Origin of the sequence: Chitinophaga agrisoli, assembly GCF_008386695.1 — a bacterium.
In the GTDB taxonomy this organism is placed as follows: Bacteria; Bacteroidota; Bacteroidia; order Chitinophagales; family Chitinophagaceae; genus Chitinophaga; species Chitinophaga agrisoli.
The window spans coordinates 1,712,278-1,730,423 of sequence record NZ_VUOC01000004.1 but is presented as its reverse complement, the minus strand read 5'-3'; the positions used below and the strand labels follow the sequence as shown (position 1 = coordinate 1,730,423).

Annotated in this window: 16 protein-coding genes; 8 read left to right on the top strand and 8 right to left on the bottom strand. The window is 47.4% G+C overall.

Features of this window, described 5'->3' with window-relative positions; translation table 11 throughout:
- Positions 1-96: 96 nt before the first annotated feature.
- The 8 genes from F0L74_RS26015 (at position 97) to F0L74_RS25980 (ending at position 7,570) form a co-directional block, all read left to right on the top strand.
- Entirely contained in the window at positions 97-588 is a 492-nt protein-coding gene (locus F0L74_RS26015; RefSeq protein WP_149840829.1) for a YajQ family cyclic di-GMP-binding protein, read from the top strand.
- Between the two features lie 180 nt (positions 589-768).
- Positions 769-1,023 (top strand): type B 50S ribosomal protein L31, encoded by a 255-nt coding sequence (locus tag F0L74_RS26010; protein WP_149840828.1) that lies wholly within the window; start codon positions 769-771, stop codon positions 1,021-1,023.
- Positions 1,024-1,093: 70 nt separating this feature from the next.
- Complete coding sequence (locus F0L74_RS26005) at positions 1,094-2,290, top strand: putative sugar nucleotidyl transferase (protein ID WP_149840827.1); 1,197 nt, start codon at positions 1,094-1,096, stop codon at positions 2,288-2,290.
- A gap of 63 nt (positions 2,291-2,353) precedes the next feature.
- The gene (gene tpiA / locus F0L74_RS26000) at positions 2,354-3,115 is read left to right on the top strand and encodes a triose-phosphate isomerase (protein WP_149840826.1); all 762 of its coding nucleotides are present in this window, start codon (positions 2,354-2,356) and stop codon (positions 3,113-3,115) included.
- 125 nt (positions 3,116-3,240) lie between these two features.
- Positions 3,241-3,846, top strand: coding sequence for a 2'-5' RNA ligase family protein (locus F0L74_RS25995; RefSeq protein ID WP_149840825.1), 606 nt, complete (start codon positions 3,241-3,243; stop codon positions 3,844-3,846).
- A 1,075-nt stretch (positions 3,847-4,921) separates the two neighbouring features.
- On the top strand, positions 4,922-5,722 hold the full coding sequence (locus F0L74_RS25990) for a 3-keto-disaccharide hydrolase (RefSeq protein ID WP_149840824.1): 801 nt from the start codon (positions 4,922-4,924) through the stop codon (positions 5,720-5,722).
- A 44-nt stretch (positions 5,723-5,766) separates the two neighbouring features.
- Complete coding sequence (locus F0L74_RS25985; protein WP_149840823.1) at positions 5,767-6,918, top strand: serine hydrolase domain-containing protein; 1,152 nt, start codon at positions 5,767-5,769, stop codon at positions 6,916-6,918.
- Positions 6,919-7,294: 376 nt separating this feature from the next.
- The gene (locus tag F0L74_RS25980; protein WP_149840822.1) at positions 7,295-7,570 is read left to right on the top strand and encodes an acylphosphatase; all 276 of its coding nucleotides are present in this window, start codon (positions 7,295-7,297) and stop codon (positions 7,568-7,570) included.
- A gap of 95 nt (positions 7,571-7,665) precedes the next feature.
- Here the strand turns inward: F0L74_RS25980 and F0L74_RS25975 are convergent, their stop codons facing one another.
- The 8 genes from F0L74_RS25975 to F0L74_RS25940 form a co-directional block, all read right to left on the bottom strand.
- Entirely contained in the window at positions 7,666-8,778 is a 1,113-nt protein-coding gene (locus tag F0L74_RS25975) for a C1 family peptidase (RefSeq protein WP_149840821.1), read from the bottom strand.
- Positions 8,779-8,887: 109 nt separating this feature from the next.
- The gene (locus F0L74_RS25970) at positions 8,888-10,984 is read right to left on the bottom strand and encodes a M56 family metallopeptidase (RefSeq protein WP_149840820.1); all 2,097 of its coding nucleotides are present in this window, start codon (positions 10,982-10,984) and stop codon (positions 8,888-8,890) included.
- Positions 10,985-11,033: 49 nt separating this feature from the next.
- Positions 11,034-11,426 (bottom strand): BlaI/MecI/CopY family transcriptional regulator, encoded by a 393-nt coding sequence (locus F0L74_RS25965; RefSeq protein WP_149840819.1) that lies wholly within the window; start codon positions 11,424-11,426, stop codon positions 11,034-11,036.
- Positions 11,427-11,876: 450 nt separating this feature from the next.
- Positions 11,877-12,836: a DUF5996 family protein gene (locus tag F0L74_RS25960; RefSeq protein ID WP_149840818.1), complete on the bottom strand. Its 960-nt coding sequence runs from the start codon at positions 12,834-12,836 to the stop codon at positions 11,877-11,879.
- Between the two features lie 78 nt (positions 12,837-12,914).
- Positions 12,915-13,784 (bottom strand): sterol desaturase family protein, encoded by an 870-nt coding sequence (locus F0L74_RS25955; protein ID WP_149840817.1) that lies wholly within the window; start codon positions 13,782-13,784, stop codon positions 12,915-12,917.
- A 103-nt stretch (positions 13,785-13,887) separates the two neighbouring features.
- Positions 13,888-14,538, bottom strand: a complete 651-nt coding sequence (locus F0L74_RS25950; protein ID WP_149840816.1) for an outer membrane beta-barrel protein — start codon at positions 14,536-14,538, stop codon at positions 13,888-13,890.
- Between the two features lie 123 nt (positions 14,539-14,661).
- Entirely contained in the window at positions 14,662-15,531 is an 870-nt protein-coding gene (locus F0L74_RS25945; protein ID WP_149840815.1) for a DUF4249 family protein, read from the bottom strand.
- Positions 15,532-15,555: 24 nt separating this feature from the next.
- Positions 15,556-17,937 (bottom strand): TonB-dependent receptor, encoded by a 2,382-nt coding sequence (locus F0L74_RS25940; RefSeq protein WP_149840814.1) that lies wholly within the window; start codon positions 17,935-17,937, stop codon positions 15,556-15,558.
- Positions 17,938-18,146 lie beyond the last annotated feature (209 nt).

The window sequence follows — 18,146 nt, the reverse complement described above, 5'->3', positions numbered from 1 at the left end:
TAAAGGTTAGTTCCCGCCCGGCCTCCTTCAAGTGGAGGAACTGTGGCGGGAATTTTTTTATCTTTGCCGGAACTTAATATTAAAAAGCATTCAATTATGCCATCCTTTGATATTGTTAGCAAAATAGATTTACAGACGCTGGACAATGCCCTTAATACGGTAAAGAAAGAGATCACCACCCGTTTTGATTTTAAGGATTCCCATGTGGATATAGACCTGAATAAAAAGGATCTGGTGCTGAACCTGGCCGTAGAGACGGATATGAAGCTTACCCAGGTAGTGGATGTGCTCATTAGCCGTACCATGCGGCAGGGGCTGGACGCCGCCATATACGACCTTAGCAAGGAGCCCTACCAGAGTGGTAAGGTAGTAAAGAAGGAAGTACCGGTAAGGAACGGTATCAAGCAGGAAGACGCCAAAAAGATCGTGAAGATGATCAAGGACTCCGGGCTTAAGGTACAGGTTGCCATTATGGACGATATTGTGCGGGTGACTGGGAAGAAAATAGATGATTTACAGGAAGTTATACAGAAATGTAAGGAGGCTAACCTGGGCATTCCCCTGCAATATGTGAATATGAAATCATAAAATGGAGGAGGGGGAATTATCTATTTAGTAAATATTTACCAATTAGTGAATTTTTCTTACCTTTGCCATCCGTATTTACGTTTTGGTGGGAACCGGGGTAAAAAACCGGGTAAACATCAGATAAAAAAACAAATAACAATCAGCTGAACCAGGGTTCGGCTGGCTCAAAAAAAATCAGCAATGAAACAGGGTATCCATCCAGAAAGTTACAGGTTTGTAGTATTCAAAGATATGTCTAACGGAGTGAGCTTCTTAAGCCGTTCTACTGCTCCTTCCCGCGAAACCATCAAATGGGAAGACGGTAACGAATATCCGGTGATCAAACTGGAAATTTCCAACACCTCTCATCCCTTTTACACAGGGAAGAATGTACTGGTAGACACTGCCGGCCGTATCGACAAGTTCAACAAGCGTTACGCGAAAAAAGCCCAATAGGCTATTTAACAAATATTTTTCCATATCCCACCAGCGAATGTTGGTGGGATTTTTTTATTTTTAGCCCTTTATGGAGCGTAACTTTATCCTTTTTGACACGCCCGCCCGCGATCTTTTATATCCTTTTACCTACACAAGACCTGTAGCTGCCTGCAGGGTAGGCATTCTTACCATACAGGAGAAATGGGAACAATGGTTTGGGACAACCAATGTGAGCCATTTTACCATGTCTTATCTCCAGGAGAAATATCCCCTACGACTGGGAAAAGCACAAGTGGTACATGTACTGATCAGTGGACATATCCTACCCGATGAGGCCTTAGTAGCTACCATTAACGAACTTAAACCCGGACAGGAACTTTATAAGAACAATCATCTGATGGTGAAGGTAGTACCTGGTACCGATCTTACCCTGCCGGCAGAGGACCGTAAGAATTATACGGGGCCGGTTACCACTATAGACATGCCCTGGCACCTGTTTGCCTATAACGATAAAGCTATAAGGGATGATTTTGCCCTGCTGACCCGGGGCCGCAGCAGCGCGCCCATACCTGCCTCTAACCAGGTAACCGCCCCGGAAAACATATTCCTGGAGCCAGGCGCCGTGGTAGAGCATAGCGTGCTGAATGCCGGCACTGGCCCTATTTACATTGGCAAAGATGCGCAGGTGATGGAAGGTTGCCTTATAAGGGGGCCGCTGGCCCTGGGTGAGGGCGCTGTGCTGAAAATGGGCACAAAAGTATATGGCGCTACCTCTCTGGGGCCGGGTTGTACCGGTGGCGGGGAGATCAAGAACATATTGATGTTTGGTTATTCCAATAAGGGCCATGACGGTTACCTGGGTGATGCTGTGCTGGGCGAGTGGTGTAACCTGGGCGCCAATACAAGCTGCTCTAATCTAAAGAATAATGCAGGAGAGGTGAAGGTATGGATGGAAGCGCGGAAGGAAGCCTGGCCTGCAGGCCGCAAATGCGGCGTTTTAATGGGGGATTACAGCCGCTGTGGCATCAATACCATGCTAAACACCGGAACGGTCATAGGCGTGTCCTGTAATGTATTTGGCGGCGATTTTCCACCCAAGTTCCTGCCTTCCTTTTCCTGGGGTGGCGGTGAAAAGCCTGCCGTGTACCGGATAAAGGAGGCTATGCGGGATGCCGCCGCCTGGATGGGCTTTAAGGGGAGGGAGTTAGCGGAAGCCGACCGTAAGATATTGGCCGCCGTTTATGACCTGGTTGTTAAAAATGATGAGGATGAGCAAATAATTTAATAATTTTCGCAGCTAAAATAGTAACTCGTCAACATTCAAACATAATACACAAGCATCATTATCATGAGAAAAAAAATTGCAGCGGCAAACTGGAAAATGAACCTTACCCTGGCGCAGGGCGAGCAGTTGATCAATGACGTGCTCCAGGCCGGTATTAAATTACCGGAAGGGCACGAGGTGGTGTTCGCCGTACCGTTTCCCTACTTAATGAGGGCAAAGGCGCTGGTGAAGAATTACCCCGGTTTTTATGTGGCCGCGCAGAATTGTTATTCAGAGAAATCCGGCGCTTTCACAGGTGAAGTATCCGCAGAGATGCTGCAATCCATAGGTGTAGACTTTGTAGTACTGGGCCACTCCGAAAGAAGGGAGTATTTCCAGGAAAGCAATGCCATGCTGGCGAAAAAGATAGATCTGGCGCTGGCCAACGGTTTAAAGCCTATCTTTTGCTGCGGGGAGCCGCTGGAGATAAGGAAGGCAGAAACGCAGAATGAGTATGTAGCCAGGCAGCTGGAAGAAAGCCTGTATCATCTTACCGCAGAGCAGATGCAGCAGGTGGTGATCGCTTATGAGCCTATCTGGGCTATTGGCACAGGTTTAACCGCATCTGCCGCACAGGCGCAGGATATGCACGCTTATATTCGTGCGCAGATCGCTAATAAATACGGTAAAGAAATAGCTTTGGGCCTGACGATCCTGTATGGTGGTAGTGCAAAACCCAGCAATGCAGGGGAGTTGTGCGCCTGTCCGGACGTAGATGGCGGCCTTATTGGCGGCGCATCCCTGGTGGCGGCTGACTTTACAGCTATTATAGGAAAACTGGCATAATCATAAAAATATGCGTAGCACCAGCTGCGCATTTTTTTAGTACAAAATGCTAAAAAAGTTAGTAAATCTGAAAAGAAGTTGTATATTTGTGTGGTCAACAATCATGGTAGAATAAATTGTTGGTTATGCAAACAAATATCCTATTTACAGCAGAAGAAACGGCGTTATATGATTACCTGATAGTCATTAACCCAGACGCCCAAACCGCCGGTGATGTAAGGCGTTTTAAAGAGAAAATAGCCCAGGATCTGGGTATGTATCCCAGCCGTTATTCGCAGGCGCATATTTCTTTATTCCGTTCTGTATTCCCAGAGAAGTTTCAGAGCGATTGTGTTGCATTGCTGGAAGAGATAGCCCGCAAACAGGCCGCCTTTACAGTATATACCTCCAAGTTCGATCATTTCGTTCATGGGGCCATTAAGCGCACGATCTATGTAAATGTAGCCAACCCCAAGCCTGTTGTGGAGTTGCAAAGAAGGATCCTGGATCTGTTTGGGGTGAAGCAGGGTAGTTTTAAACCGCATATTACCGTAGCAAGGGCTATCAGTACCAGTGAGTTTGATAAAGTGTATCCACAATTTGATAACCAGTTGTTCGTACGTAGTTTTAGCTGCCGGGGTTTTTCACTGTTGCGCAAACCGGCTACCGGTGGATCGTATGAAGTTGTGAGGGAGTTTACGTTTGGCAGTGAGGTACGTTATGAAAAATCGCTGTTCAATTATGCTGCGTAAGATCTGGAGGCGTGGATGAGCAATGGCCAGGTGAGGTATAATTCGAACGGTGCGATGATGAATGAAGGGTGGGATAGGAGATGGATCGCCTTTTAGATAGTTTATAAAAGCTGAGTGGATGATTGGTATGGACCTGTTGGATCGTTCATAGAAGTGAGGATGGTCTGTGTTGACCTGTTGGCTGGTTCATAAAGATCTGTGAGTAATTGGTACCGGCCTGTTGGATGTTCTTATGAAAGTTGGAGGATGGCTTATATTGACCTGTTGGCTGGTTCATAAAGATCTGTGAGTAATTGGTACCGGCCTGTTGGATGTTCTTATGAAAGTTGGAGGAAGATTTTGCGGAAGTTTGTTGGATGCTTCATGAAAGTTGGAGGGTAGCTTGTGTAGGTTTGTCGATGGTTCTATTAAAATTGGTTGAATGGCTTCGTAAAGAACTGGTCGAATGATTTCACTTAGACTAGCTAAATGATTTCGTGAAGAACTATTGAATGTCTTATGAACGCTGGTTGAATGATTCGTGAAAAGTTATTGATTACTTCGTGATGATCCTCTCGGGTGCCATGTATAAATTTTATCAAACAGTTAATAAGAGAATAGTTGAAAACCCTCTATAAAAAGTGACCTAAAATGAGTGTAACCAGAATAATTAGTGTCCCCTGTTAACCCTGTTTCGTTAACCCTGCTTGCCGCGTAATAAGCAGTCAATACCAGGTAACACATTACAATGTCTCACGGTCCGCCGCTGTGTAGGCAGCTGCCGCTGTGTTTTGCAACTACCATGTGAAGGTGATACTATTGCATGTAAAGCAAAGCCTGGGTGGCAGTAGAAAATGGTTACCTGGTTTGGCCGGCAGGCTTTTCATTGACAAAAGAGGTAAACTTCTTTGGTAACTCCTAATAAAGAAGATAGGCTTCTTGGGCAACCCCAAATAATTGTACCTGAACCAATAAACTGTTAACGATATACACCGCTTTGATTGTCCTGAGATTAGAGCGGCGGAGGAAGATGCCAGACGGAAAGAAAAAAGCAATAATTTCTAGCTATATTTAAGCTGATCACTTATTCAACGTTATGGCAAACAAATACTTTCTACGAGCGCTGGCAATATTGTTGCTGGCCGTTACTCTCCAGCATTCAGCCCGGGCTCAGGGGCAATGGATACCACTGTTTAATGGAAAGGATATTAATGACTGGTTCGTAAAGATTCACCATCATGATGTTGGCGATAACTTCGGCAATACTTTCCGGGTACAGGATAGCATTATTCAGGTCCGATATGATCAATACGGCGATTTTAACGACCAGTTTGGTCATTTGTATTATAAAATACCCTTTTCTTATTACCATCTTAAGTTCGAATACCGTTTTGTGGGAGAATGGTGTAAAACAGCGCCTTCCTATACAATACTCAACAGCGGCGTAATGTATCATTCGCAGGATCCTCGTACCATGCCTAAAGAGCAGGACTGGCCTATTTCTATTGAAATGCAGCTGCTGGCAGGTTTAGGAGATGGGAAGCCCCGTCCTACCGGTAACATGTGCTCTCCGGGTACGCATATTGTGTATGAAGGTAAACTGGATACCCGCCATTGTATTAATTCCAGCTCTAAAACCTATGGTAAGGATGAATGGGTACAGGCAGAGTTGATCGTATTGGGAGATTCACTGATCACGCATATTATCAACGGCGATACCGTTCTCCGGTATTCTAAACCTCAAATAGGAGGGCCTGTGGTAAACGGGTTTGATCCAAAGCAGAAGCAGGATGGCAAGTTGTTGTCAAAAGGGTATATAGCGCTGCAGAGCGAAGGGCAGCCTGTAGATTTCAGAAATATAATGATATTGAACCTGGAGGATAGGATGGGGAAATAGCCGGAAAGTATCCGGATAGAACAGCAAAATAACTTTTACAAAAGATGAAAGGTTTATTCACAGTGTCACTGATTTTGTGCTTTTCATTCACGGCGGGGGCACAAACTAGTCAACCAACCGGAACAGCTCCTTATCCGACAACTTTAATAAATTCAATTGTCCAAAGCGCCGCTTTGGACTTTATGAAAGATAGCGCAAGGGTTGGGCTCTCAATAGGAATATATCATGATGGTAGAGCCTATACGTTTCACTACGGTTCCAGCCAAAAAGGTAAAGACTCCCGACCTACGGATAATACAATTTACGAAATTGGCTCCATCTCAAAAACGTTTACTGGCTTGTTGCTCGCCAAGGCAATAGCCGATAAAAAAATAAGCCTGGACGATGATGTTACTAAGTATCTTCAGGCTCCATATCCTAACCTGGACTACAAAGGCCAGCCAGTAAAGATCATTCACCTCGCCAATCATACGTCTGGATTGCCACCGTTTTTGCCCGACAGGCCGGATATATTTCAACATTCCAAAGATTCAATTCCATTTTTGCTTGCCGATCTCCACAAAAGTTATACAAAAGAGCAATTTCTTAAGGATCTTCACGGCATACGGCCCGATACAATCCCAGGGTTTAAATACAAGTATTCTAACACAGGAGGTCAGTTGCTCGGCTTTATTTTAGAGAATGTTTATCATAAAACTTTTGAGCAGCTGGTACAAGAATACATAACTGCTCCTTTGGACATGAAGCGAACACACGCTGTCAATAAAGCTGGGTTTGCGGAACTAGCGAAGGGCTATGACGCCAATGGAGTTATTATGCCCTATATGCCCGCGCTAATGGGACCTTCCGGTGGTATTTATTCATCGTTGTCTGACATGCTACGCTATGTCCGGTTTCAGCTAAAAGAAGAAAATGGCCTGGTGAGGTTTTCACATACTGCTACGCAAGTTTATACAGATAGTACAGCTATTGGTTTATTCTGGCGAATAAACAGGATAACGCCTTCAATCCGGAAAATCTGGCATACAGGTGGTACTTTCGGTTTTTCGAGTTACTGCGTTCTTTATCCGGATTTTAACACAGGTATTATATTACTTTCCAATGAGTTTGATATGACTTCACAAGGTGAACTTGTGGGTACGGCAGATAAAATATTTGAAGCGCTCATATCCGCAGGGCTAATAAAACATAGCTAATAACAAACTTTCCGTAAACTATGACTTTATCCGGCTTGTTTAACGACAAGTGTAGTGAAGGTAGGAAAAATGTAAGTTTGGAGCTAATGTGGAATGGGGTTATACGTGGCGCATCTCCACCCGCCGTTTTGGAGGGTACTGTGGCAGGTTCGCATCCTGCAAGCCGCTGCTGCTGCTGTGAAGGGAGAGTACGTACCTGGTTTTATATTCCATCGGGTTGTTGTAGATTTGATAACGTGATAAATGAAGCTCGTAGCTGTAGGCGCGAGGGTCTTAGGCAGAATGGTGTGTATAGGCAAGGATAGGAGTAGAATGAATCCTTTATGAAGGAAGTGTATTGGTATATTAGGCTTAGTTGATTGTAAAAAGCAATCTTATGGTTAAAGTTCATAAAGAGATCATCGTAAAAGGGAAGGTACAGGGTGTTTTCTTCAGGGCCAGTACCAAACAAGCGGCAGATGCGCTTGGTATTGCCGGGCAAGTCAGGAACCTGCCAGACGGAAGCGTATGGATAGCTGCAGAAGGCGACGAGACAACGATGGAAGCGTTTATAGCGTGGTGCAGGCAAGGGCCATCCAGGGCAGAGGTAAGTGAATTACAGCTGAAAGATGCCCCATTAGAACATTATGAGGGCTTTGAAGTGGTCCGGTAACGGAGAAAATATTATTGTTAAGCACAACAGCCCTGGTTTTGTTTAAACCAGGGCTGTTCTATTTATATTCTCATTGAATCAGATAACGTCTTCACTCAATTTTTCGCCAGCTTATCCTTTACGGATTTTTCCAGTGCAGCCTTGGGTACCACGATAGTAATAGTATTGATGGCAAAGTAAGATTCTGATACATTTACATAGCCTTCAAAAGGCCCGCGGGCGCCCCATGAATTTTTAACAACAAAGAATTCTTTCCCTTTTTTGCTTTTACCCAGGCCGGTGATGTGCATCAGGTGATCATCCTGCGTAACCAGCTCCTCGTACAAACGCTGCCGGTAATCCTGGGAGTTTGGTTTTTCCTGCAGATCAGGATCAATACCAGGAGCAGCAGCCGGACCGTCGTTTGCTGGGGCCAGGGCATAGCCGGTAGCGGGCATCCAGCCACTATTGCTTACGTCGGTATCCCACATTACGGTATATCCGTTCTGTACAGCCGTTTTGGTGATGGCGATCAGCTCATTGATGGGGATATTGTAGTATGCCCCATTGGAGAAGTTATCCGGCACCTCTACTACAAATGACTGGTAAAAAGGGTGGTGTGTGAAGGAGGTGAAATATACATAGTCTGACGGACTGAACTTGATAACATCCCGGGCAAAGGTCTGCGGGGTATAAGAGCGCCCATCGTACTCAAAGGTAGCCGGTGGCTTGCCCAGGTATTGGTCCAGCAGGGCGGTGACATGTTGTTCCCAGTTATCCGGCAGGGGACGGGGGGCCTTCAAGAGGCTGTCCAGATAGCTTCGTAGTTCGCTTACCAGCTGCGAATGATTATGCTGGGTACGGCCGCCGGTAAGGCCACTGTAGGCGCTCTCCGGCATAATGCCATAGGCAGCCATGGCATGGATGGCATCGTGGCCCAGTCCGCCCTCGTCAAAGCGTGCGGCGCCCTGGCGGCGGATATAGTTTTGGGCCTTTTCCATGTAAATATTGCGAACGGTAAACATCTCCGAAATATCGGGACCGGCGCCTCCTTTGCGCTCACACTCCGATTCTACCAGGGAGGTAACGGAGAAACACCAGCAGGTACCTGTTTGCGCCTGGTTCTTTACCGGGGTGGCCGCATTCTTCTTTTGAATGGCTATTTCATTGGTCTGGGCATTTGCTTTTACTATACACAGTATGGCCAGAATGAGCACGTATACACGCATGTGAGAAACGGGATTGGTTTATACCTAAAGATACAGGAACTCTAAAACAAAACCGCTACTGCTGTATGAACGGCAGTAGCGGCTAATATGGGCGGGTAATGGTAGCGGTTTAATTGTTTACGTTTACATCCAGGTTATCGTTCCCTCCCTTAATGGTTATAGTCTTTCCATCCAGGTAGGAGCGGTATTTATCCATTATAGCAGCAGGTTGTTTAGTACCATTGATATACAGATCGTTGTTTTTCTTTTCAATGGTGAACGGCTTACCGGCTTCAATCAGCTTATCTTCCTGGAGTTGCTTGATAAGCCGCTGGTATTTGTCGTTGCTGGCGCGTGACTGTTCTTCCACTTTGCGCTGGGCATCGCGGGCTTGTGTGGCAGATTCCCGCGCTTTATCCCGGGCCTGTGCCATAGCTTCCTGCTGGGCATCGCGCGCCTGTTTCTGTGCTATCCGTATTTGGTCCCGGGTTTCTGCCATGGCTTTGCGCTGTTCTTCACGGGCTTTCACCATATCCTTACGCATAGCTTCGCGCTCTTCGCCATTCAGGCCGCGTTGTGCCTGCATCATGCTCTGCTGGATGATGTTCTGGATATCGATGTTCGCCAGGGCGGTCTGGGCGCTTTTGAGGCCCATTTCCACGCTTTGTCTGATCATTTCAGGGTCTACCTGGTTTTTGCTTTCTTTCAGGCCATTTTCCACATCCTTATTGATCTGGTTCCAGTCAATGGCCTTCATGGACGCGCTGATCTCTTTATTGATCTGGTTCCAGTCAACGGCTTTAAGGGCTTTGGCCGTTTGCTCGTTAATGGCTTTCCAGTCTATATTTTTCATCGCTTCCTTCATGGCTTTTTGGGCGGCTTCCTGGGCAACTTTCGCCTGCTTTTGGGCCTCTTTCATTGACTTCCATTGATCCTGGTCTGCCGATTTCCATTGGTCCTGGGATGATTTTTCTTCGTCAGTGTATTTGTCATCCTGAGTGGCTGTGCCCGGATCGGCCTCCTTGTTTTCAAATTTGTCGCCGCTGGGCTGCGCTGCAGGCGTGGTGTCAGGCGGAACAGTGTCTAAAGGACTGGGGTTAGCGGAAGGCGCAGGCTGCGGAGCTGCGGCGTTGATAGCGACCAGCGATGGCGCAGCTGTTTCCTCTGTGGCTATGCCCGCATTACCCTGCTTGGCGGAAGGAGTGATCCAGGCGATAGCTGTCAGGCCGGTAGCGATAATGACAACGGCCATGAACTTCTGACTATAATTAAGATGGGAGGTCTTCATTTCCATAATTCGTTTAATGCGGTAAAACAAATGTTGTTTGTTATCTGCCGCTGCCATCGCCATGGGATTGTTGGTGAACCGGTATTCCTCCAATACTACCAGTGCTTTGGCATAGTGCAGAGGCTGGGCGGTATGGGCTATTACCATATCGTCGCAGCAATGTTCCCTTTCGAGGCGGATATACTTAGAGATCCACCATACAAATGGGTTAAAGAAGAGGGCTGTTTCCACAATGGATTGGAAGATATTCAGTATGTAATCATTGCGTTTGACATGGGCCAGTTCGTGCAGGAGGATGGCCTCCAGCTGTTCTGCGCTCAGGTTATTGAACATGGCGATAGGCAACAGGATAATAGGTTTCAGAAAGCCCATCATGACGGGCACCTGGATATGCTGTGATATCAGCAGTTTTACCCGGGCAGGCACGTGTAGTTGCTGTGCCAGTTTCATCAGGTACTGCTCCCAGGCAGGATCTACAGGGAGAACCTGTTTTTTCCTGATCTGTTGCAGTTGTGCCAGGTCTGCCACCAGTTTGATACACATCACCCCTACACCGGCTACATAGAGCCCTACGAGTACGGGGAAGCATATTTCCAGACTGGGGAACATACCTGTTAATTCCTGCTGGTTTTGGTATACTACCGGCATGTCGATGATCATGGCATTTGCACCGTTTCCCGTAATAAGCAGGGAAGGCGCTGCGTGTAGCTGTTTCATCGCGTCCAGCTGTTGATATAGTGTTACTACAAACCAGCCGAAGATACCCGCCAGCGAAAGGAATGAAAGATTATATTTTGTGCTGGCAGTAGCGCCGGGCCACAGCTTAAGAACAATGCGCAGGCAGGCAAATACCACCAGGGCTTGCCAGAGAGAGTGCAGGATCGTCCAGCCGAGGGCTGTAACCAGATCCGTAGTGTAGGGCAGGAACATTGGAGCCATGATAATTTCTGTTTGAAAATAGAGGCATAAAGCCGCCTCAAATGATCAATTATCTTTGTTGTTTTTCGATCTCATCCAGATACTGTTTGATCTTCTCCAGCTCTTCCTTTGAAGATTTATGATTACCCAATGCCTGCAGCACCAGCTGTGAGGCAGAGCCATTGAATACGGTATCTATCATTTTATCCAACAACTGACGCTGGGTGTTTTCCTGGGAGACAGCAGACGCATATATATGCGTTTTGCTACTGGCATCCCTTTGCAGCAGCCCTTTCTCGTGCATGATCTGCATGAGTTTAAGGGTGGTGGTGTAGCCCGCGTCTTTGCTTTGTTCCAATATTTCGTGCACTTCGCGCACCGTGCTGGGGCCTTTTTCCCAGAGTACGCGCAATATCTCTAATTCACTTTCTGTAGGTTTAATATGCTTGCCTGTTGCGCTCATAATCAATGCTTTCAATGAATATACGAATACCTTCGTAAACAAATGTACGATAGTTTTCGTAAATGAAAAATAAAAGTTGAGATGGAGCGGTAGGGCGGTTGATTTGTGGTTTGGAACAGGAGAGGAAAAGGATGAATGGTTGGGGAGGGAAAAGTGGAAAGAGAATTGCTGACGGGGATAAGGCGGTGTATTATAAAGACATAGATGGTAAGGAGAAAGTTAGGGATAAAGGGTTGTGGAGAAGCTACAATAAAGAACAAAGCCATTTGCTCATTGAGGTTGTAAGGATGTGCATGACCAGTATTATCCGTTTTATATCAGGGGAATTACGATACCGCCGCCACACCACAGCGTCTAGCATGATGTCCGGGGAGGGGTAGGTGAAGTGTTGCATGATCCCTTGATGTTTCCTAAAGCATCGTGCTATTGGAATGATGACCAGGCTATCGCTTACTTAAAACACCCATATTCATTCTCATACAAAGAAAGATCACATTCTAATGCTTTGCGGTCCCAATTACCGGTATTGGCAGCGGCTTCATAGGTGGACTGCAGAAAAGCTAACAATGTTTCCTCCGGGTTAGCGGCCTGTTGTACTAAGTCATAGGGCAGCAGGAACTCGCCCATTTCAGGGCTGTAGAAAGCGCTATCGGGCTGAACTTTTTGCTCGCCGAAAGCGGGCGAAGCCGGATAACAATAGGCATAAAAAGAGGCGTGCGGATATTGTTCGTTGCCCGGCCAGAAACCGCAGGAGCTAACTTCCTTGGAGTACGCCTCCTGCATAACAATGGCCGGCATATTAGGAGCAGTCCCCGGATGTTTGGGGGCATCCCTTCCGGAGAACCGGGTAACCGCCAGGTCAAAGGCGCCCCAGAAGAAATGGACAGGGCTGCATTTTCCTATAAAGCGGGCCCTGAAACGGATAAATACATTGTGGATCTTTATGAGCGCCTGCCAGAAATTCTCAATCTGCTGTGGATCATAAGATTTATGGATCTGGTCATCCTCAAAACGAATAGCGGCTTCCATCTCGCTTGGTACTGTATAAATGGCTACATCAATGTCTAACAGCTGCAATTTTTCGAATAGGGCTTTATAGAAGTCGGATACTGACATGGGCCGTAGCTCCAGTATTTCTTTGCCTCCGTTACTAGTGGTGATCAGCAATTGATGGCGTATAAAGTCAAAGTCTATCTGGAAAATGCCATGCTGGTAAGGCATACTGCCGGTGCTTAGCCCATAAGGGCTTATGTAGAGTGTAACATGCCAGGAATGATTTAGCCAGGGCATTTTCCGTAAACGGATCTTGCCTACGATCTGCGTCCATAGATGAACGGTGGCCAGTGTATCTTTCCAGTCATTAAATTTTATTACAGGCCAGGAGGCTTGTTTTGAGATAGTATCAGGCATGGCTAGCGATTGAAATAATAAGGAATCGAATAGTAATATAACAAAAATGAGCGAGTCAGGGTTGATCCCTTAAGTTTATTAGCCCTGCAGGCCTTCTTTCCTTAGCTGGCGGGTAGTTTTGCGGCTGCCGTCGTGGCTCCAGCCGGGGGCGTCAAAGAGATAGTGCCAGGCGTCCTTAAAGGAGCGGCTGCGGCGAAGGTCTTTCCAGATATCAACCCATTCGTGGGTAGCAATGCGGAGGGGATTATAGGTGTGGATGTTTGAGGTAAGGCCATAGATGGGCCGCTCTGTTTCCGGGGTAAAGGTGCCGAAGAGGCGGTCCCATATAATGAGTACGCCGGCATGGTTCCGGTCCAGGTATTTGATATCTGAGGCGTGGTGTACACGGTGATGGGAGGGGGTATTGAATACGGCTTCTACCCAACCCGGCAGTTTGTGGATGGCCTCTGTATGGATCCAGAACTGGTAAATGAGGCTGATGGCCTGCATGCTCAGGATCATGGCAGGATGGAAGCCCAGGAATGGCATCCAGGCCCAGAACAGGAAGGTGCCGGTAAAATTACCGGTCCAGTTTTGACGGAGGGCGGTGGCCAGGTTGTATTTGCGGGAAGAGTGGTGGATGACATGTGAGGCCCAGAAAAAGCGGATCGTATGGCTAATGCGGTGGAACCAGTAATAGCTAAGATCATCGGCAAAAAAACAAAGCACCCAGGCCCACCATACAAAACCCAGCGTAAACAGGCGGAACTGGTATACAAAGGTATATACGCCAAAAATAACGGCCTTGGTGAACAGTCCCAGGAACACATTCCCCAATCCCATGGCAATGCTGCTAAAGGCGTCTTTTGTTTCGTAGAGGTCCTTTTTTTCGATGGTGGCAAAGATCACCTCTGCCAGCAGGAGCAGTACGAAGCCAGGAATTGCGTAATGAATGAGGTTAGGGAGCATGTACCTAATTTAAGTAAAAAAACGCAATTGGCCTTACACGCCCGCAGACCTGCCTGGTTTTACACCTGGCAGGTCTGCAAGCTTACGGCGGACGAAGAGGTTGTTAGAAGCACCCGGCTTTAATACCCAGGCTAAAGGTAGCGCCGCTGAGGTCACTGTCTGAGATACCTGGGGTGCCGGAGCCGTGGATGAAGCGGTAGCTGCCGCTCAGGTTCAGCCGGAGGAAACGGGTGATGTTCATTTCTACGCCGGCAAAAGGCTCTGCTACAAAAAAGCCACTGCCATCATGCCAGCCGTGGTCACGGTCGTTGTCGTCGTCATCATGCCAGCGGTCGTGCCAATTATCCCTGCCTACGCCGCCACCGCCTACCAGTGCGCCTACAGACCAGTGGATTAGCTTCTGCGGGTTATGGGTATATTCGGTCATCAGGCCAGTATACCACATTTGAAGGGATTGATCATTATCATTCGCTACATTGGGCCGCGGGGCATCTATCCTGTTCACCAGGCCATATCCGCCGGCGCCCAGCATCCATTTGTGGTTCAGCAGCACACCGCCCTGCAGGCCGGTAAGCACGCCCAATTTACCATTCAGCGGGGTAAGTTTACCTACTGCGGTACCATAACCGCCTACGCTGACACCTTTTTTTTCTCCTGCCGTTTTAGGGCTGAAGAGTGTTTCCATCTGGGCATGCTGCGCCCATGCCTGCTGTGCTGTAATCAGCACCAGCAGCGCCAGTACTATTTTTTTCATCTTATTAAGGTTTTAAATCTTTACAGTCCGGAAGAATTTATGTAAGACTGTTGGTTTATGAGGAGTAAAAAAATATCAGGGATGAAGAATGAATAATTAATTATTCATTCTTCATGAATGCTTTTATTCGATGGTCCTTTCTTTGAAGCTGGCAGCGGAAGCGCCAAACCAGCCTAGTATCTTCTGTTTACCATTGGGCGTTACGTTCACCAGGTTAGGCCTTACGTTCTCCAGTACTTTGGCAAAGAGGCCGCCGGCTTCCAGCTGGTCTATCACCTGCTGAATAAAGTAGTAGCTGGTGTGGGAGAGGGAGTAGATCCGCGCGATCACCTTCTCGCCTTTCTGATAAGGCTTGTCGTAGTCTGTGATATTTTCCTGCAGCGGATCTATGAATACCCATCCATCTGCCACACCTTCATTGAAAGCACCGTTGATGGCATACTGGTCCATGTTGTAGTGGGCCATGTCATTACGGTAAGAGCGGATCCAGTAATAATCGTCTGCACCTGCGATGTCCGTGGCATGCATCCTTGCATAATAACCTTCCTTGCCGCTACGTGCATCTTCCTTGGTCTTAAACTCGTAGGAGATAGAATCGATCTGCGGCACTCTCTTAATGGTGTCTGTGGCTTCAAAGGTTTCGCCTTTATATTGTACCGTAAGCTTGTATACGTGGCCGATAACACCTATGGTCTGATCGTCGCCCGGATCGTAGGAGTAGGCGCCGTTGCTGAAGGCAAAGTCATAAGTTTTATTCGCGGTCATGTCCTGCAGGGTGATCTGTGCATCGGAGATCACGCTGGCGGGCGTATTGTCTGTATAGGAAGGTACTGACTGGGTGAGGCGGAACTGCTGCGGGCCTGCCTGGTTGGTGATCCAGGCGTCCAGCACCGGGTATACCTTTCCATCCGGCACCTTCAGGTCTATAGTATCTTCACAGGCGCTGAAACCGGCCACAATGCCTATCAATATGCCGAGTCGTATATTTTTCATGAGTTGTTCTTTTTGCTGTTAAGATCAGAATTTGAAGTTGTAAGTGATACCGGGCAGAATGGAGCCTATGATAGATAAACGTTTGGCTTCCCGCTGGGTACGGTCATCTTCGTTCTGCTGGAAATAGATGGTATAGGCATTCCTGCGGGCATACACGTTGTACAGTGAGAATACCCATTCGCCCTGCCAGCGTTTATGCTGTTTGCCTTTACGGGTAAAGGACAGGTCCAGGCGATGGAAGGCCGGTAAGCGGTAGTTGTTACGATCGCCGGTGCTGTTGTACGGGATGTCCCAGTCCTGGAATTCCAGGCGGCTATCTGCAAAAGTGCCCGGTGTACCGGATGCATAAACGAAGTTGGCAGAAAGCGTGCTGCGTTTCGTAAAGTCGTGAGTTACCACTACGTTCAGGTTGTGGGTACGGTCGTAGCGGTTCAGGAACCATTCGTTATTGCTGATACCGTCTGTTTTCCTTTCTGTGCGGGACAGCGTATAGCTAACCCAGCCGGTGGTGCTACCCACTTCTTTCTTAGCCATCAGTTCCACACCGTAGGCGCGTCCTTTGGAGGGCAGCAGGTCAGCCTCTATGTATTGGTTCAGCTGCAGGTTGGCGTTATCAATGTAATCCACCTGGTTATTCATCTTTTTGTAGAACAGTTCACCGGATAACTCCAGGATACCAGAGGGCGAATCATAGAAATACCCTAATGTATATTGATCTGCCACCTGCGGTTTTATGTTATTGGTGCTGGGCGTCCAGATATCCAGCGGGGTGGGAGAGGCGGTATTGGATAGCTGGTGCATGAACTGGGTAGTACGTGCATAAGCTACTTTTACGGCATGGTTGTCAGTGATGCTATATTTGGCGCTGACCCTGGGCTCTAAGTAAGGGTAGGCTTTGATCACCGCATTGTTTTCATATTCCTTTGAACCGGCCAGCCTTTTGCGGATGCCTGGAACGGTATCGGCATAGTAATAAGCGGTGCCTTTACCCAGGTATTGATAGGCAGAGAAGCGGAGGCCATACTGTATACCAAATTTGCTGCTGGGTTTATATTCATGATCCAGGTACACGGCGGATTCCAGTGCGTGCTGGTCGTTCAGGACGATCTCGCTTTTTTCGCCATCCTGGTTGCCTACGCCCTTACCAGGCTTAAAGGTGTAGTAGATCCCCTGTACACCAAAGTGCAGGCTGTTTTTGGCACTGAGGTAGTAAGTGAAGGAGGGTTTTACGCCGTAGTTGATGATATTGGATGACCAGTTGGAATTCTGCGTAGGCGCAGTTGGGTCTTTATCCTTATCTGATTCATTGGTAAAATCCAGGCTGTAATCATATTTGCTATAGAAGGTGGTCAGGTTCATGAACAGGCGGTTCGTAAACACGTGGTTCCAACGTACCGTACCGGTGGAGTTGCCCCAGCTCATGTTCACATCGCCCCCAAATCCAAACACATCACGACCCAGGTAACCGCTCAGGAAGATGGTATTATTCTTATTGAGTTTGAAGTTAGCTTTGGCTGTGAGGTCATAGAAATACAGCTTGGTATCCGCATTGTCTCCTTTCAGGAAGGGTTTCGCCAATACGTCTACGTAAGATCTGCGGCCTGCTATTATAAAAGAGGATTCATCTTTTTTAATAGGCCCTTCTATCGCCAGGCGGCTGAAGATGTTACCGATACCACCGGTAGCGCCCAGCCGTTGGTTATCACCGTCTTTCATGCGGATATCCAGCACGGAGGAGGTACGGCCGCCGTATTCTGCCGGAAAGCCGCCTTTGATAAGGTTGAGGCTTTTTACGGCATCCGGGTTAAATACGGAGAAGAAACCCAGCATATGCGTAGAGTTGTACAGGGGGGCTTCATCCAGCAGAATGAGGTTTTCGTCTGTAGCGCCACCGCGTACGTTAAAACCATTGGCGCCCTCGCCTACGGTGGTTACGCCGGGTAAGGTCTGTATAGAGCGCAGCACATCCACCTCGCCCAGGAAAGTGGGCAATTTCTTCATTTGTGCGATATCCAGGCGATTGATGCTGGTATTTAATGTGTTAACTGCTTTCTCCTGCTTGCCGCTTACCACTACTTCGCTCAGCTGGCTGCTGGATTTTTCCAGCTTAATATCCAGGTGCTGGTTGCTGGTCAGCTTCACCGTTTGTTTGATGGGTGTATAGCCGATGTAGGAGAACTGGATCTCGTGCTCCCCGGCCGGCAGGGTAAGGGAATAAAAGCCATATTCATTGGTAACGGTTCCCAGACTGGTACCCGCTTTGGAAACTGAGATGCCGATGAGGCTTTCTCCATTCTGTTGGTCCTTAACATAACCGCTAACAGTAAAACGTTGTTGTGCTTGTAATGTCAATCCATGCAGCAGCATGCATCCAAACGACATTAGCAAAATCAGGTGTTTTCTCATATAAGATTTATATATATGTGCATTCTAAGACGATCGGTCCTAGTGTTTTATTTTAGGATGACCGTTATTTTCTTCTGATGTTTCCGCATATATGACGGGGGGTAAAGATAGTACCCCTATAAAACGGAAGAAATTTTTAAAGGAAGGATAATTTAGTTAGGACAATGATGTGCAGATTTCATTGTTGTTGCAACAGCATAACGTCATAT

Coding starts and splice junctions, on each gene's coding strand:
- F0L74_RS26015 (WP_149840829.1), top strand. CDS start 97: ATGCCATCCTTTGATATTGTTAGCAAAATAGATTTACAGACGCTGGAC.
- F0L74_RS26010 (WP_149840828.1), top strand. CDS start 769: ATGAAACAGGGTATCCATCCAGAAAGTTACAGGTTTGTAGTATTCAAA.
- F0L74_RS26005 (WP_149840827.1), top strand. CDS start 1,094: ATGGAGCGTAACTTTATCCTTTTTGACACGCCCGCCCGCGATCTTTTA.
- tpiA (WP_149840826.1), top strand. CDS start 2,354: ATGAGAAAAAAAATTGCAGCGGCAAACTGGAAAATGAACCTTACCCTG.
- F0L74_RS25995 (WP_149840825.1), top strand. CDS start 3,241: ATGCAAACAAATATCCTATTTACAGCAGAAGAAACGGCGTTATATGAT.
- F0L74_RS25990 (WP_149840824.1), top strand. CDS start 4,922: ATGGCAAACAAATACTTTCTACGAGCGCTGGCAATATTGTTGCTGGCC.
- F0L74_RS25985 (WP_149840823.1), top strand. CDS start 5,767: ATGAAAGGTTTATTCACAGTGTCACTGATTTTGTGCTTTTCATTCACG.
- F0L74_RS25980 (WP_149840822.1), top strand. CDS start 7,295: ATGGTTAAAGTTCATAAAGAGATCATCGTAAAAGGGAAGGTACAGGGT.
- F0L74_RS25975 (WP_149840821.1), bottom strand. CDS start 8,778: ATGCGTGTATACGTGCTCATTCTGGCCATACTGTGTATAGTAAAAGCA.
- F0L74_RS25970 (WP_149840820.1), bottom strand. CDS start 10,984: ATGGCTCCAATGTTCCTGCCCTACACTACGGATCTGGTTACAGCCCTC.
- F0L74_RS25965 (WP_149840819.1), bottom strand. CDS start 11,426: ATGAGCGCAACAGGCAAGCATATTAAACCTACAGAAAGTGAATTAGAG.
- F0L74_RS25960 (WP_149840818.1), bottom strand. CDS start 12,836: ATGCCTGATACTATCTCAAAACAAGCCTCCTGGCCTGTAATAAAATTT.
- F0L74_RS25955 (WP_149840817.1), bottom strand. CDS start 13,784: ATGCTCCCTAACCTCATTCATTACGCAATTCCTGGCTTCGTACTGCTC.
- F0L74_RS25950 (WP_149840816.1), bottom strand. CDS start 14,538: ATGAAAAAAATAGTACTGGCGCTGCTGGTGCTGATTACAGCACAGCAG.
- F0L74_RS25945 (WP_149840815.1), bottom strand. CDS start 15,531: ATGAAAAATATACGACTCGGCATATTGATAGGCATTGTGGCCGGTTTC.
- F0L74_RS25940 (WP_149840814.1), bottom strand. CDS start 17,937: ATGAGAAAACACCTGATTTTGCTAATGTCGTTTGGATGCATGCTGCTG.